At 43.3% G+C, this 13,629-nt stretch carries 11 protein-coding genes; 8 read left to right on the forward strand and 3 right to left on the reverse strand.

Going from position 1 to position 13,629, the window contains the following annotated elements:
* Positions 1-38: 38 nt before the first annotated feature.
* The 3 genes from OU793_RS03810 to OU793_RS03820 form a co-directional block, all read right to left on the reverse strand.
* Positions 39-1,007: a Wzz/FepE/Etk N-terminal domain-containing protein gene (locus tag OU793_RS03810; protein WP_005489707.1), complete on the reverse strand. Its 969-nt coding sequence runs from the start codon at positions 1,005-1,007 to the stop codon at positions 39-41.
* Positions 1,008-1,309: 302 nt separating this feature from the next.
* Entirely contained in the window at positions 1,310-3,982 is a 2,673-nt protein-coding gene (locus OU793_RS03815; protein WP_005489498.1) for an SLBB domain-containing protein, read from the reverse strand.
* Positions 3,983-4,048: 66 nt separating this feature from the next.
* Positions 4,049-4,564 (reverse strand): porin family protein, encoded by a 516-nt coding sequence (locus OU793_RS03820; RefSeq protein WP_005489430.1) that lies wholly within the window; start codon positions 4,562-4,564, stop codon positions 4,049-4,051.
* A 632-nt stretch (positions 4,565-5,196) separates the two neighbouring features.
* On the opposite strand from OU793_RS03820, the gene OU793_RS03825 reads away from it, so the two are divergent.
* From OU793_RS03825 to waaA, 8 genes are all read left to right on the forward strand, one after another.
* Positions 5,197-5,406: a hypothetical protein gene (locus OU793_RS03825; protein ID WP_005489730.1), complete on the forward strand. Its 210-nt coding sequence runs from the start codon at positions 5,197-5,199 to the stop codon at positions 5,404-5,406.
* Positions 5,407-5,473: 67 nt separating this feature from the next.
* Positions 5,474-6,148 (forward strand): YjbF family lipoprotein, encoded by a 675-nt coding sequence (locus tag OU793_RS03830; protein ID WP_021450971.1) that lies wholly within the window; start codon positions 5,474-5,476, stop codon positions 6,146-6,148.
* Positions 6,145-6,906, forward strand: a complete 762-nt coding sequence (locus OU793_RS03835; RefSeq protein ID WP_025586910.1) for a capsule biosynthesis GfcC family protein — start codon at positions 6,145-6,147, stop codon at positions 6,904-6,906. The genes OU793_RS03830 and OU793_RS03835 overlap by 4 nt, the downstream gene beginning before the upstream one ends.
* Before the next feature lie 2 nt (positions 6,907-6,908).
* Positions 6,909-9,107, forward strand: a complete 2,199-nt coding sequence (locus OU793_RS03840; protein ID WP_031501676.1) for a YjbH domain-containing protein — start codon at positions 6,909-6,911, stop codon at positions 9,105-9,107.
* A gap of 136 nt (positions 9,108-9,243) precedes the next feature.
* Complete coding sequence (rfaD, locus tag OU793_RS03845; protein ID WP_031501674.1) at positions 9,244-10,185, forward strand: ADP-glyceromanno-heptose 6-epimerase; 942 nt, start codon at positions 9,244-9,246, stop codon at positions 10,183-10,185.
* A 134-nt stretch (positions 10,186-10,319) separates the two neighbouring features.
* Positions 10,320-11,309: a lauroyl-Kdo(2)-lipid IV(A) myristoyltransferase gene (gene lpxM / locus OU793_RS03850; protein ID WP_005466232.1), complete on the forward strand. Its 990-nt coding sequence runs from the start codon at positions 10,320-10,322 to the stop codon at positions 11,307-11,309.
* A complete protein-coding gene (gene waaF, locus OU793_RS03855; protein ID WP_020839975.1) occupies positions 11,306-12,364 on the forward strand; it encodes a lipopolysaccharide heptosyltransferase II in 1,059 nt (352 codons plus the stop codon). The genes lpxM and waaF overlap by 4 nt, the downstream gene beginning before the upstream one ends.
* Positions 12,358-13,629, forward strand: coding sequence for a lipid IV(A) 3-deoxy-D-manno-octulosonic acid transferase (waaA, locus tag OU793_RS03860; RefSeq protein WP_020839974.1), 1,272 nt, complete (start codon positions 12,358-12,360; stop codon positions 13,627-13,629). The genes waaF and waaA overlap by 7 nt, the downstream gene beginning before the upstream one ends.

Raw genomic sequence — 13,629 nt, forward strand, 5'->3', positions numbered from 1 at the left:
AAAGTGGTTGTAAATAATACTTTAATATTTATTCATCTTCATCTTGTACTCCTAATAGAAAACCTAAGCAGTATAAACACCGATGATAAAATTGCTCCGATAAGACTTCCTATCAAACAGATTAAAGCACGTTTGGGGCTATTTTTTAATTCAGGAACCACAGCTGGATCTATTACTTTGAAAATAAATTCTTCTTGAACTTCAGCAAGCATTAAGCTTTTAGTTTGATCTTCGATCAATTTGTAAAAAGTACTTTGCATGTCAGCCACGGCCGTTTTTTTAAGCTGTCTATTTAAGTATGCAAGGTTTTGCGACGTTTCGGCAATCGTACGTTCACGCATCACGTTGTTGATGTCTTCAATTAACCAATTCACCCATTGCTGAGCAATGTAAGGTGAGTAGCTTTTTACTGATACAGTGTATAGGCCACTCTCTTTATCCTGACTAACGCTTAATACCTCTTTGTTAAATAGTTCAAACGCTTCTTGTGCAGTTGGGGTTGCGCCCCGTAGGCCAACGGATTCACGCAGCCATTCACCTGTATTCGGGTTATAGAGCTTTTCATCCAAAATAAGTTTATTGTTCGCTAAATCCCAATCTTTCGCCGCCATCAGTGGTACAAGTAAGTCGTGCTTGTTGATGAATGCTTCAACAAATTGACGGGACTTCATCACCTGAACGGCTAAATCTGTTTGAGAAGATTCACCTGCGCCAAAATTTACACCTGCGAGTGCGGCTAAACCACCAAGTTGACCTGCCATTTTTGATAAGCCACCGCCATTTGAGCTTTCAGCAGGAGCTAAAAGCGCGTCAGCTTTATAGATATTTGGGAGGCTTAAAGCATAAAGAACGGAGCCGATGGCAAAAGCAAATGTTGTTACGATGATGATCCACTTTCCTTTCCACAATGTTTTGAAAAGTTCACGCAGATCTACTTCATCATCACCATGCTGTGGGTTGGTTGGATATGGTAGGTAATTTGGGTTGGATTCTTTTTGTGGTTCCATTGGTCTCTAATCCTAATCTCTGAATTTCGTTCTATTCGATTCAGAGGTTGGTGAAATTTGATAGATTAATTTCACTTTCAACATTCAGCCATGCAGCAACTAGATTCCTAGTCCCGCTTCGGCTCGCTGAAATGACAGGTTGTTAAGGTGATTAATACCGTTAAGGTACTTTCAGCAATATTCATTGTATTAGATTAGTCGTACTAACTAGCGGAGCTTAGGCGACTTAAACATTCACATAAGCTCTCACTATTAATGAGTTTTAAACCTTGTTTAATGGCTGAAAGTTACTTCTTAATACCTTACTTCAGCGCGTTGATCGCTACACCTGTTTGGTAAAGGATCTGCGTGGCAGCAGTCCAAGTACTTAATGCATCGCGGTAGTCAGTATCGATTGGTACAACAATAGTATCACCCGCTTTTAGCTCTTCATGATTGTTGCCGAACCAATATCCTGATTTTGGTTTGTAAACCGAGCCGTCTGCACGTACTACGAAGATACGGTCTTCGTCTGCTTGTTTTTTCGCGCCACCGGCTTTGTTCAAGTAATCATCCACATCTAGCTTATTATCAAGTAGATATGTAATTGGAACTTGTACTTCACCCATGATCGAAACCGTGTTGCGGAAGGTCGGTACAAATAGGAAGTCACCGTCTTCTAACATAAAGTCCGCAGAACGCTCGTCTTTAAGGATACGATTAAGCTGTACGACCATACGACCAAGAGCTTTGCTACGACTTGCTTCTTCAACAAACTTTAGGGTTTTATCTGGGTCAGAGATCACCGAACCCATATTACTATCAGCACGGAAGGTTTTCTTGGCGGTTTCTGCTCGCATATCTGCAGCATATTGGTTTAATAGCTTTTGCTCTTGAAGGCGCAAAGCCTCACGAGTAAATATAGCCCCTTGTGGGTGTGCAAATTCAGTTAAACCGCCAGCACGCTCTAATAATTCGCCTAAGGTTTCTCCTTGGCGAACGGTATAAGTACCAGGAAAACGAACTTCACCTTGCAGTGTTACTGTACTTTGTAGCTTGACGTTTGGCTTCTCAAGAATATTCAAACGGTCTCTGCCAACAATAATGGCATCGTCAGCAGTGCTACCCTGAATAGCTTGGCGCAAATCAATACGCTCAACATTAATAGAAGCGCGCTCATCTTTACTGTTAATTACCGTACGAGCTAACTCGGCGTTGATGGTAAATGCGTTATAAGTTAAGCCACCCGCTGCTCCTATTAAGGTCGAAATCGTCATACGGGGAGTAATTGGGTAACGCCCAGGGTGTTTTACCTCACCGAAGACTTCGGCAATTTGTGGAGCCAAACCCAAACGCGACTGCTGTTGAAGTTGTAGCAACACAGGTGCAAGCAACGTGCGACGCGTATTTTGCTTTAATGCTTCAAAATCGTCTTTAGTGATTTCTTTGCCACGGAACACGATCTTTGGTTGCTTTGAATCTTTTTCTATTGGAGTGGCAGAAGACACCGCCACTGATGAGCTCATGACTTCTTGCTCTTTCAATTGCTCTTGCTGTGCTTGAAGTTGAGCTTGCTCTAAGGTTTTCGCTTTGGAAACGGTTTCTTGATCCGCTAACGTATCCAAATCTTCGTTATTGAAGCGGTTAAACACCAAGACTCGATCGCGAGAATTCAGCTTCAAGTTATCTTTACTCGTTGGAGAAAGAATCGCGTTAGCAAGGTTAACTTGGTAAACCTCAATATCGCGTTGAGGATTAATCTCACGCACAACAACGGCATAGCTTACATCTGCAGTAGAATTAAATGAGGTATCAACGGATTGGAATAAATCTGCAATACGTAGACCGCTCTTCCATTCAATATAGCCCGGATGACGAACATCACCTTCAATTTGTACGTAGCGAGTCAGCTCTTCATTTTTCTTAAGCACATTAACCGCATCACCATCTTTGACTTTAGTTTGTTGGTCATGTGACTGGCTAAAGTTCAGTGTTAATGCATCGCGAGCACCTTTAGCTGCATAACGCTTCACTTCGATTTGATCGCTATAAGCGTTAGCCGTAAAACCGCCAGCCATTTGAATGGCTTGCTTATAAGTTTCACCTGGTTTGATTTCATAGATTGCAGGACGATTTACTTCACCATCAATCGAAATCGTGTTACCTAATGCACCGATGAAGACCACGTCTCCTGGTAATAAGCGAATATCGTTACGCGCATCACCTTTAAGTAACAGGTCGTACATATCCAGTTTACGAATTACCTGACCATTGCGCTTAAGTTGCACGTTACGAAGGGCACCACTCTCACTAAAACCACCACTGTAGTAAATCGCTTGAGAGATCGTGGTTAGGGCGCTCACCGTGTAAGCACCAGGCTTGTACGCATCGCCCATCACAAACACTTGCATGGTGCGCATTTCGCCCAACGAAATATCACTGCGAACCCCGATCATTTGCTCTTTTACACGCTGATTTAAAGAATCACGCACGTCAGAGAATGTCATGCCTGCCACTTGAACAGGACCAAGAGAAGGGAAATTAATGATACCAGCGCGATTAACACGAAGGCGATGCGTCGTGTTCTCTTTACCAAACAGTTGGATAACGATTTCATCACCAGCTCCTACCGTGTAGTCAGCCGGAACAGGCACATCACTGATTGGTGCAAACGTCGTAGGTGAACCTGCAAACAAATCTAAACCAAAACGCTTTAGACCTTGCTCGTCTTTTTCGGCGTCATTTACTTTTACTTCAGTCGCGCTACTAGTAACCGGACGTTGTTCAACCACTTGAGGATTTTGGTAACTACTTGGCTGAGACGAAGCGCCGGATGGAATAGAGATACCATACTTACTCGCCAGTGCTTGTTGCTGGTCAGCAGGTAAGTTCTGAAACATCTGAATTTGTTCTGGGGTTGGAGTCTGCGCATTAGTAAGCGGCGCAAATAGGCTTGCCAGAATGCAAGCGCCTATCGAGAAATATCCTTTGAGCATGATAATTAGCTATTTAAAGTCAGGAGTTAAAAATCCTAGCCACAAAACTAGGCACTAGGTCTTTAATTAAAATCGGTGTTGAAAGCCAAGAGTAAGTGCGTTCAAACGAACCTGATCTTCAGATGTGCTGTCAACAAACTCAAAGACAACCGCATTCTGCTTGTCTAAAGCGTAATGCATCCCTAAACCAAAGCTAAAACCTTGGTCTTTATTTGAGCCTACATTCTGTTGGTCGATCTGAACACTCGAATAACCGGCAAGTCCGTAAAGTGCGATACGTTCGGAGACAGGCATATTCAACTTGATAAAACCACTCGCGAGGCTGTCTACTGCCAGTCCGCTGTCTCGTTGTACAGAGGTTCCGTAACGCGCTTCAAAAGCGAGGTAATCATTGAAAAAGTAACCAGCTTGCGCTTGAAGAAGGAAAGGGTTTCCCTCGGTTACTGAAGAAGAGGAATGATGAAATTCGGCGTTAGAGTAACTGACTAACGCACCAGCATAAAAATCTGCTGAGGCAGAAAATGAGCACAAGCCTAAGCTGATTGCACTCAACGCCCCTAGCCATGGTCGTTTATTAATCACGTAAGTGTTCCTTGGGTGTCGACTGACCGCTGCACATTATGAATGACGCGCGCAGTGAATGTCTGTTAACTTTTGTCAATTTCGTTTGTGCGTTTCCACGCTACCGCCCGGCGGCATTACGCGTTAGCCACTGTTCGCTGATTCCCGATTCATTCGGTTTATTGATATAACTATTCTTTTTAAGCCTCACTTTTGCGACTAGTCGTTCAAAAAAACAGTCTTGATAAACGCTACACAAAAGCTGGCAAATTATGCATGGATTAGCGCAAAACGGCAAGAGGGGGGGACTTTGAAGAGTTCTGTTTATGGTTAGCAAATTCTCACAGATGAGAAACTCATCGGCTGTCAGCGACTTAAAACAAGACATACAAAGAGTCGCGTTGAATAAAAATCGTGAACGTTTGCGCAAACTCTGAGGTAACTTAAGCTCAAGTAGTAGGATACGCATTTTTATTAAATACGATAATCACAACTGAGCAACCTTCAATTCTTCCACGTTCTTTCTTTAGCGTTAGGTAAATTCGCATAGGAAACTATTTACATGCTGATTGTTTTTTAACTAAAATGAGAAATGGTGTGTGATAAACAGACCAAACATCGATGTTTTAAAATCTGAAATACAAGGATTAATAATGAAGAACACAGCTCTAGCTATTCTTATGGCTCTAAGCGCATCAACTGCATTTGCAGCGACTGAAGCTGGTACTACTGGTACAGCAGCAGCATCTGCAACTGGTACAACTGCAGTAGCAGTAGGTGCAGCAGCAGCAGTAACTGTAGTAGCAGTTGCAGCGTCAGATAGTGACTCAACTACAACTACGACTACTAGTGTTAAAAAATAAGCAAGCCTAGCTTGACTTATATATCGCCCTGATTTCTCAGGGCGATTTTATTTGTAATGAGGGAATGATGAACACCTTTCTATCGCTAAAATGGATGCGCTTACTTATTGCCCTACCTTTACTGAGCTCAATCTTTGGCTGTACACAAAAATTTAATGACGTATCCGCGACAGTCCAAGAAGCTTATGGCAACTACATCGATGTCGAGCTAACGCCAGAAGAAGTTGAAGCGGTTCCTTATGCCAGTGCTTACTTAAAAATTGGTGACCAAAAACAGGTATTCGTAGTGTTGGCCTTTGCTGAGCCAAACCCATTAACTGGCAATACCCAATTAAAGTGGGTAAGTGCGGACAAGGCAATGGTGGTAACAGAGAACGGTCATATTGTTAAAACTATTGGTTTGCAAACCACCAATCTAGCAGGCATTTATGGCAACGTTCCTGCCTACTCAGCACCCTCTGTACAATATTCTCTTTCTTACGATTGGGCTGACAAATACCGTTATGGGTTCCCGGCTAAAGTCCAACGTTCTCGTCAAGGTAAAGAAACCGTCATCACCCCTATTTCATCTACCTCTACTGATGTTTATACAGAGGTTGTAACGTTTACCAGCTTAGAAAAAAGTGTAGAGAACCAATACTGGGTAAACGGTAAAGGAGAAGTAGTGAAAACACGTCAACACTTAGGTCCAAACATGGTGCCTGTTGAATTGACGATTCTGAAAGGGTACAGCAAATCATGAATAAGCGACTGCTATCTTTATTAAGCCTAAGTTTAACGGCAACGATTCTGGCGACACCTACTACCGTTCAAGCTCAAAATCCCCCCTCTTCACCGCTTAATGTTGAACTTGTCGGAACGGGCAAAGCATTGCAGTTCCAACAAGCGGCACGATTAGAGAGCCTACTTAAGCATGCACAAGAACAACAAGTCACCCTGCAATACCCTTTAGCTGTGACTCTATTTGATAATTCCGAAACAGCGGTGCAAGAAAGTACTGCCTTAAAGAATTCGGTGTTGAACCAAATGATTCAACATAATTTAGTTGCGCACCCATTTTACAAGTTTATCCAACAAAGCCAGTTTGCACCTCGCGTGCTGTCGGCCATTGATGTTGATCGCATCCGTCTGGATAAATTTGATAACCCCCTTTTACAAGGTCAACTTGCGTTAAGTGCACCAAAACGTAAAGAGAAAGTGTTGTATGTGGGGAACTTGGAAAAAGTCTACGCGGTAGAAAACCAAGTGGGTATCGCTCTGCATGAACAGATCAAAAATCTACGTTCAAGTGACATTGGTGAGCTCACCTATCCGCCAATCCTAATTTACCCAGATGGCAAGGTCGTTCATCCCCACCATGGCAGTTGGCTAACAACTCAATATTACTTACCACCACTTACCATTGTGTACATCCCATTTGATAAGTTCGAAAAATCACAAATGGATAAAGACATTGTCGCTCTGCTTGCCCAACGTAAACCAACCTCATCGAAGAACTAAACATGAATCTGATCAGAACCAGTTTATCCCTTTCTCTAATGGGTCCAGCGTTGGTGTGGGCTCAAGACATGCCTTTCGAAGTACCACCATTGCAGCCATCACAAATGGACTTTGGTGGTGTCGGCTTAATGCAAATGCCTACAGGTCGTATGGCACCAGAAGGCGAGTTTAACTTTGCTGTTACTGGCAGCGATGAGTACCTTTTCTATAATGTCACACTACAAGTGATGCCATGGTTAGAGACAACCATTCGCTACACCATGGTGAATGATCTCTTTTATAGTGATGATCCAAGCTTCTCGGGTGATACCAAATACACTGACAAAGGCATCGATTTTAAAGTTCGACTTATGCAAGAGTCAGAGTACTTACCAGAGTTGTCTGTGGGTGTGCGCGACTTTGCTGGTACCGGTCTTTTTGATGGTGAGTTTGTTGCTGCAACAAAACGTTACTCTAACCCAAACCTCGGTACCTTTGATTTTACGTTAGGTATGGGTTGGGGCTATTTAGGCACGCGCGACAACATCAGCAACCCAGTTTGTAAGCTGTCCGATAGTTTCTGTGAGCGCCCTTCAGATTTCAAAAATAATGGCGGAAGTGTGGATTTTGAACGTTGGTTCAAAGGCCCTGCTGCACTCTTTGGTGGTGTCGAGTATCAAACTTTGCACGCACCACTACGCTTTAAGCTTGAATACGACAGTAATGATTACAGCGAAGATTTCCCTGTGGTACGCGGTGGTATAAACATGACACCTCATACACCTTGGAACTTTGGTGTTCTGTATCGTTTAGGACATATGGCAGATTTGCGCTTGAGCTACGAGCGCGGTGATACGTTAGTTGCAGGCGTAAGCCTTTACACAAACTTCAATGATATGCCGTCTTTCTGGCGTGATGCTCCAACTCCAGAAATTGAAGACAAACAACCAGAGCAACTGTCTGATGTAGATTGGGAACGTGTTACTGAGGAGCTAGATAAGATTGCTGGCTACCAAAATACCCAACTCTACGTTGATGAGAATACCGTCTCGATTGTTGGCGAACAGAAAAAGTATCGTGATCGCAACGAAGCTCATGAAAAAGCGGCGGCAATCCTTTACAACGAAATGCCAAACAACATTGATACCTTTACTATTAATGAACGTAGTGGTGGATTAATCGGTGATCAAACGGCTATCTCGAAAGAGAAATTCCGAGACTTCACTGAAGTAAACTACTTCGCTCCTAGCATTGAAGACGCAACTTCAAAAGGAAATGAAAAACCACAAGGTAATCTTATCTACGACGGTTTTGAGCGTTTCGATTATGGTTTTTCCCCGCAACTGGTTCAAACACTGGGTGCTGCTGAAACATTTTACTTCTTTAGTGTGGGACTTAAAGGTGAAGCCTCTTATTGGCTGACAGATGACTTAGAAATAGGCGGTGCTCTTTATTGGGATTGGTACAACAACTACGACAAGTTTAACTACGTCACTCCGCCGGATGGCACGACGATACCTCGTGTACGCACGATGTTTAGGGCCTATAGAGATGAATATCCTGTAACTATGCAGAATCTTCAATTAACTTGGTTCAAAGAGTACTCAGATACCATGGACCAACAGTTCTACGCCGGTTATCTAGAGAGCATGTTTGCGGGTGTGGGTACCGAATTCTTATATCGACCGAAAGGCGCAAACTGGGCGATCGGTGCAGATGTAAACTTGATCTCTCAACGTGACCCGCAAAGTTACTTCGGTGTGTACGATGAAAAGTGGCAGTATGTTCCAGAATACGGAGATCCTTTCCAAGTTATTGATAAAGGCTTCACAGGTTTCGTTTCTGCGTATTACTACCCCCAATGGGATTTTCTATCCAATTTGATGGTACAAGTAGATGTGGGGCAGTTCCTCGGTGGTGACGTCGGTACTCAAATAAACATAGCTAAGCAGTTTGACAGTGGCGTAATCGCCGGTGCTTACGCTTCGTTTACGAATTTAACTGCAGAAGAGTTTGGTGAAGGCAGTTTTACTAAAGGTCTCTACATTTCGATTCCATACGATATCATGACAGTGAAACCAAGTAACAATAGAGCAAACTTCTCTTGGCAACCAATCACTCGTGATGGTGGTCAGAAGCTAAATAGAAAATACGAACTTATTCAATTAACAGACGAGCGCAACCCTTGGTACCAGAGACCAAACGCGTCAAACGCTGAATAACAACACTATTTAAGGGAGCTTCGGCTCCCTTTTGTTTATACCCAAGCGCTCTATACCTTTCTTTTCCTTCCAATAGCGCTAATTTCTGTTTCTTGCTAGAATTCCTGAGAAAATTTTAATCTATGGTGGAAGTCTTATGATCATCGTAACTGGTGGTGCTGGCATGATCGGCAGCAACATTGTTAAAGCACTGAACGAAGCAGGTATTAACGATATTCTGGTTGTCGACAACCTAAAAAATGGCAAGAAGTTTAAAAACTTAGTTGATCTTGATATCACAGATTACATGGATCGTGATGACTTCCTTACTCAAATCATGGCAGGTGACGACTTCGGCCCTATCGAAGCTATCTTCCATGAGGGTGCTTGTTCTGCAACAACCGAGTGGGACGGCAAATACATGATGCTAAACAACTATGAGTACTCAAAAGAGTTGCTTCATTACTGTCTAGATCGTGAGATTCCATTCCTGTACGCGTCATCAGCAGCAACATACGGCGAGACAGAAACGTTTGTTGAAGAACGTGAATACGAAGGCGCACTTAATGTATACGGTTACTCAAAACAGCAATTTGATAACTATGTGCGTCGCTTATGGCAAGATGCCCAAGAGCATGGTGAACAGCTTTCTCAAATCACTGGTTTCCGTTACTTCAACGTATATGGCCCACGTGAAGATCACAAAGGCAGCATGGCATCTGTTGCGTTCCATCTGAACAACCAGCTAAACGCAGGTGAAAATCCAAAACTGTTTGCAGGTAGCGAGTCTTTTAAGCGTGATTTCGTTTACGTTGGTGATGTATGTAAAGTAAACCTGTGGTTCCTTGAAAATGGTGTTTCTGGCATCTTCAACTGTGGTACTGGTCGTGCAGAATCTTTTGAAGAAGTAGCAAAAGCGGTCATTGCCCATCATGGAAAAGGCGAGATTGAAACTATTCCTTTCCCAGAACATCTAAAAGGTGCCTATCAAGAGTTCACGCAAGCAGACCTTACCAAGTTACGCGCTGCCGGTTGCGATGTTGAGTTCAAGACGGTTGCAGAAGGCGTTGCCGAATACTTAACTATCCAAAACAGTTAAGCATCATTTAGGTGGTAGCATCACTTGTTGCCACCTTTACTCCATTCCAATAGCCTGTATCATCTCTACTATCTTATTTTTATCACCTTGCTCTCATACGAGTAAATCAAGACGGATAGGTAACTAGACACGCCATGACAGCAAAACGTGACGACTACGACTCCAAAGCATATAACCCTGAATTTGAGCGTCATTTTTTGTCGCCTAAGTATTGGGGAACTTGGTTAGGTGTAATACTCTTTTTGCCGCTAGCCTTAATGCCTCTTAGCGCCCAAAAGTGGCTAGCCAAAACAATAGCTAAAAAGTTATCTAAATCTCATAAAGGGCCAGCTCACAGGGCTCGAGTCAACTTTGAATTATGCTTCCCTGGAAAGACGTTTCAGGAACGCGAAGCCTTAATTGAAAAAACGCTCTACACAGCAGCCATGTTCTTTTTTCGTTTTGGGTTGCTGAGTTTGCGTTCTCCTCAATGGCTTCAGAGTCGCTGCCAAATTCGAGGATTGGACGTACTACGCCAGCACATTGATAACAATGAAAATGTGATTTTGATGGTGCCTCACTCGTGGGCTATCGATGTTCCTGCTATTTTGCTGGCTTCAATGGGGATGCCTGTCTCTGCGATGGCAAAAAAACAAAAGAATGATGTGGCTGACTGGTTAATGCACAAGCAAAGAGTTCAGTATGGCGGCCGAGTTTACGAGCGCTCTGGTGGAATTAAGCCTTTTCTAAAATCTATTCGAGACGGCTACATTGGGTATTACCTACCCGATCAAGATCATGGCCCTGAACACAGCGTATTTGTCGACTTTTTCGCCACACGTAAAGCAACGCTCCCTGGATTGGGTAAAATTGCTAAACTATCACGTTCCAAAGTATTACCTCTGTTCGCTTCAATGAACACCGAAGATGGCACATTCGATATCGAAATTTTGCCTGCATTTGATTTAGACAAAGGTGAAGAACAAGACGCCCGCACCTGTAACGAAGCTATTGAATACTTCGTCGGTGATAAACCAGAACAATATATGTGGGTGCTACAGCTATTGCATTCACAAGAAGACGGCAACAATTATTACAATCTCTTTAAGCCGAGATACAACACTGACTGGCAAGTTGAAAAATGAAAAAAATTCTAATTATTGGCCCAGCATGGGTTGGTGATATGGTGATGTCCCAATCTCTTTACATCACACTAAAGCAACTGCACCCGGAAAGCCAAATTGATGTTATTGCACCCGGCTGGTGTAAGCCTATTCTTGAGCGTATGCCAGAAATTCACCAAGCAATCGAGATGCCGATAGGCCATGGTGAGTTTAATTTATTAGGCCGCAGAGAGATTGGTAAATCATTACGTGAAAAGCAATACGACCACGCTTATATTCTGCCAAAATCAGCGAAATCAGCGCTGATTCCTTGGTTTGCGAATATACCTCTGCGTACAGGATGGAAAGGAGAGATGCGCTACGGTCTTCTCAATGACCTGCGTCCAAATATGAAATCCTTCCAATACATGGTTGAGCGTTATGTGGCTCTCGCTTACTCTAAATCAGAAATGGTTGATTCATCTTCTCTTGGAGGATTGGATACGCTGCCTCGCCCTAGCCTGTCGATCAATAAAGAAGAACAGCAAACAACCATCAATAAATTCAATTTAGATCAAAAACGACCAGCTGTTGGTCTATGTCCTGGTGCAGAATTTGGCCCAGCGAAAAAGTGGCCGGAAACACACTATGCCGAAGTTGCTACACAGATGTGCAAAGCCGGCCATCAAGTATGGCTGTTTGGCTCTCAAAAAGACCTAGAGACTTGTCACAATATCCGTGCACTTGTTCCAACACAGTTCCATGAACACATTCATGTTCTAGCAGGGCAAACCAGTTTAATTGAAGCGGTCGATCTTCTTGCTGCATGTAAAACGGTGGTCGCAAATGACTCAGGCTTAATGCATGTAGCAGCCGCTGTAGGTTGTAATGTCGTTGCTGTTTATGGCTCAACATCACCAAAGTACACACCACCACTGGCTGAAAAAGTTGAAATGGTTCATACCGATATCGACTGCCGACCATGTTTCAAGCGTGAGTGCCAATACCAACATTTGAAATGCTTGACTGAGCTATCGCCAAAACAAGTCCTAGATAGCATCCAGAAGCTCGAAGCCATTGCGACTAGTTCATGTTAATTCGAATTATTTATACGGCACTGTTAGCGCTTGCCTCACCATTTCTTTTATTGGGCTTATATAAAAGCAAGCCCAATAAACCCAAATTTGGTGGGCGCTGGAAAGAACACTTTGGAATTACCCCACAGTTAAAAACGCATCAGCGTCCAATTTGGATTCATGCTGTTTCTGTAGGCGAAAGCATCGCGGCAACACCTCTAATCAAGGAACTCAAACAGCAATATCCAGAGCAACCTATCGTTGTCACAACAACCACGAGCACTGGTGCGGAACAAATAGCCAAGTTGGGTGATTTAGTTGAGCACCGCTATATGCCAATAGACTTTGGCTTTGCTGTAAAAAGCTTCCTAAAGGCAATACAGCCAAAGAAAATGCTGATTATAGAGACAGAACTGTGGCCAAATACGCTCAACGTCGTCAAACAAGCCAATATTCCGATCACCGTAGTTAACGCTAGGCTATCAGAAAAATCCTGTCAAAATTACGCAAAAGTCCAATGGCTTTTTAACCAACTTCATCCATGCTTGACGCAAGTACTTTGTCAAACGGATTCTGATGCAGAGCGATTTGAACGCTTAGGCGTCAATAAAGAGAAGCTATCGGTCACGGGCTCGATTAAATTTGATATTCAAATTTCAGATCACGTGAAGCAACAAGGCAAAGCACTTCGAGCGCAACTTGGAAAAGACCGCCCAGTATGGATTGCAGCGAGTACGCATAAAGGCGAGGATGAACAGGTATTAGAGGCACATAAACAGATTTTAGAATCTCATCCCAATGCTCTACTCATTTTAGTTCCTCGGCATCCGGAACGATTTAACGATGTTTTCGCTCTTTGTAAAAAACAGGGCTTTGAAACTGTCCGTCGCACAGAAAATCAACCTGCAGAAAACACAACTCAGATTTACTTAGGCGATACAATGGGTGAAATGCTCGTATTGATTGGTGCAGCAGACATCTGCTTTATGGGTGGCAGTCTAATCGGAGATAAAGTCGGTGGGCACAACGTTTTAGAGCCAGCCGCTTTAGGCATACCTGTTGTTATCGGTTCAAGTTACTATAACTTCACAGAAATCGTGAGAGCAATGCGCCACCAAGATGCAATCATGCTCATCGAGAACAGCCAGCAGCTTTCTTTGTTCATCACCTCGCTACTCCGTGACGATAACCACCGTTTTGCTATCAGTAAAAAAACAACCGCGTTTGTTGCCGGTAACGCGGGAGCTTTGAACAAGACTCTAAAAGGGATAGAAGAGCACTCATAA

This window comes from Vibrio sp. VP6 (assembly GCF_028823755.1).
GTDB classification, from domain to species: domain Bacteria; phylum Pseudomonadota; class Gammaproteobacteria; order Enterobacterales; family Vibrionaceae; genus Vibrio; species Vibrio parahaemolyticus.

What these genes read in the sequence shown, in the direction of transcription:
- OU793_RS03810 (WP_005489707.1), bottom strand. Translation starts at nt 1,007, where the DNA reads ATGGAACCACAAAAAGAATCCAACCCAAATTACCTACCATATCCAACC.
- OU793_RS03815 (WP_005489498.1), bottom strand. Translation starts at nt 3,982, where the DNA reads ATGCTCAAAGGATATTTCTCGATAGGCGCTTGCATTCTGGCAAGCCTA.
- OU793_RS03825 (WP_005489730.1), top strand. Translation starts at nt 5,197, where the DNA reads ATGAAGAACACAGCTCTAGCTATTCTTATGGCTCTAAGCGCATCAACT.
- OU793_RS03830 (WP_021450971.1), top strand. Translation starts at nt 5,474, where the DNA reads ATGAACACCTTTCTATCGCTAAAATGGATGCGCTTACTTATTGCCCTA.
- OU793_RS03835 (WP_025586910.1), top strand. Translation starts at nt 6,145, where the DNA reads ATGAATAAGCGACTGCTATCTTTATTAAGCCTAAGTTTAACGGCAACG.
- OU793_RS03840 (WP_031501676.1), top strand. Translation starts at nt 6,909, where the DNA reads ATGAATCTGATCAGAACCAGTTTATCCCTTTCTCTAATGGGTCCAGCG.
- rfaD (WP_031501674.1), top strand. Translation starts at nt 9,244, where the DNA reads ATGATCATCGTAACTGGTGGTGCTGGCATGATCGGCAGCAACATTGTT.
- lpxM (WP_005466232.1), top strand. Translation starts at nt 10,320, where the DNA reads ATGACAGCAAAACGTGACGACTACGACTCCAAAGCATATAACCCTGAA.
- waaF (WP_020839975.1), top strand. Translation starts at nt 11,306, where the DNA reads ATGAAAAAAATTCTAATTATTGGCCCAGCATGGGTTGGTGATATGGTG.
- waaA (WP_020839974.1), top strand. Translation starts at nt 12,358, where the DNA reads ATGTTAATTCGAATTATTTATACGGCACTGTTAGCGCTTGCCTCACCA.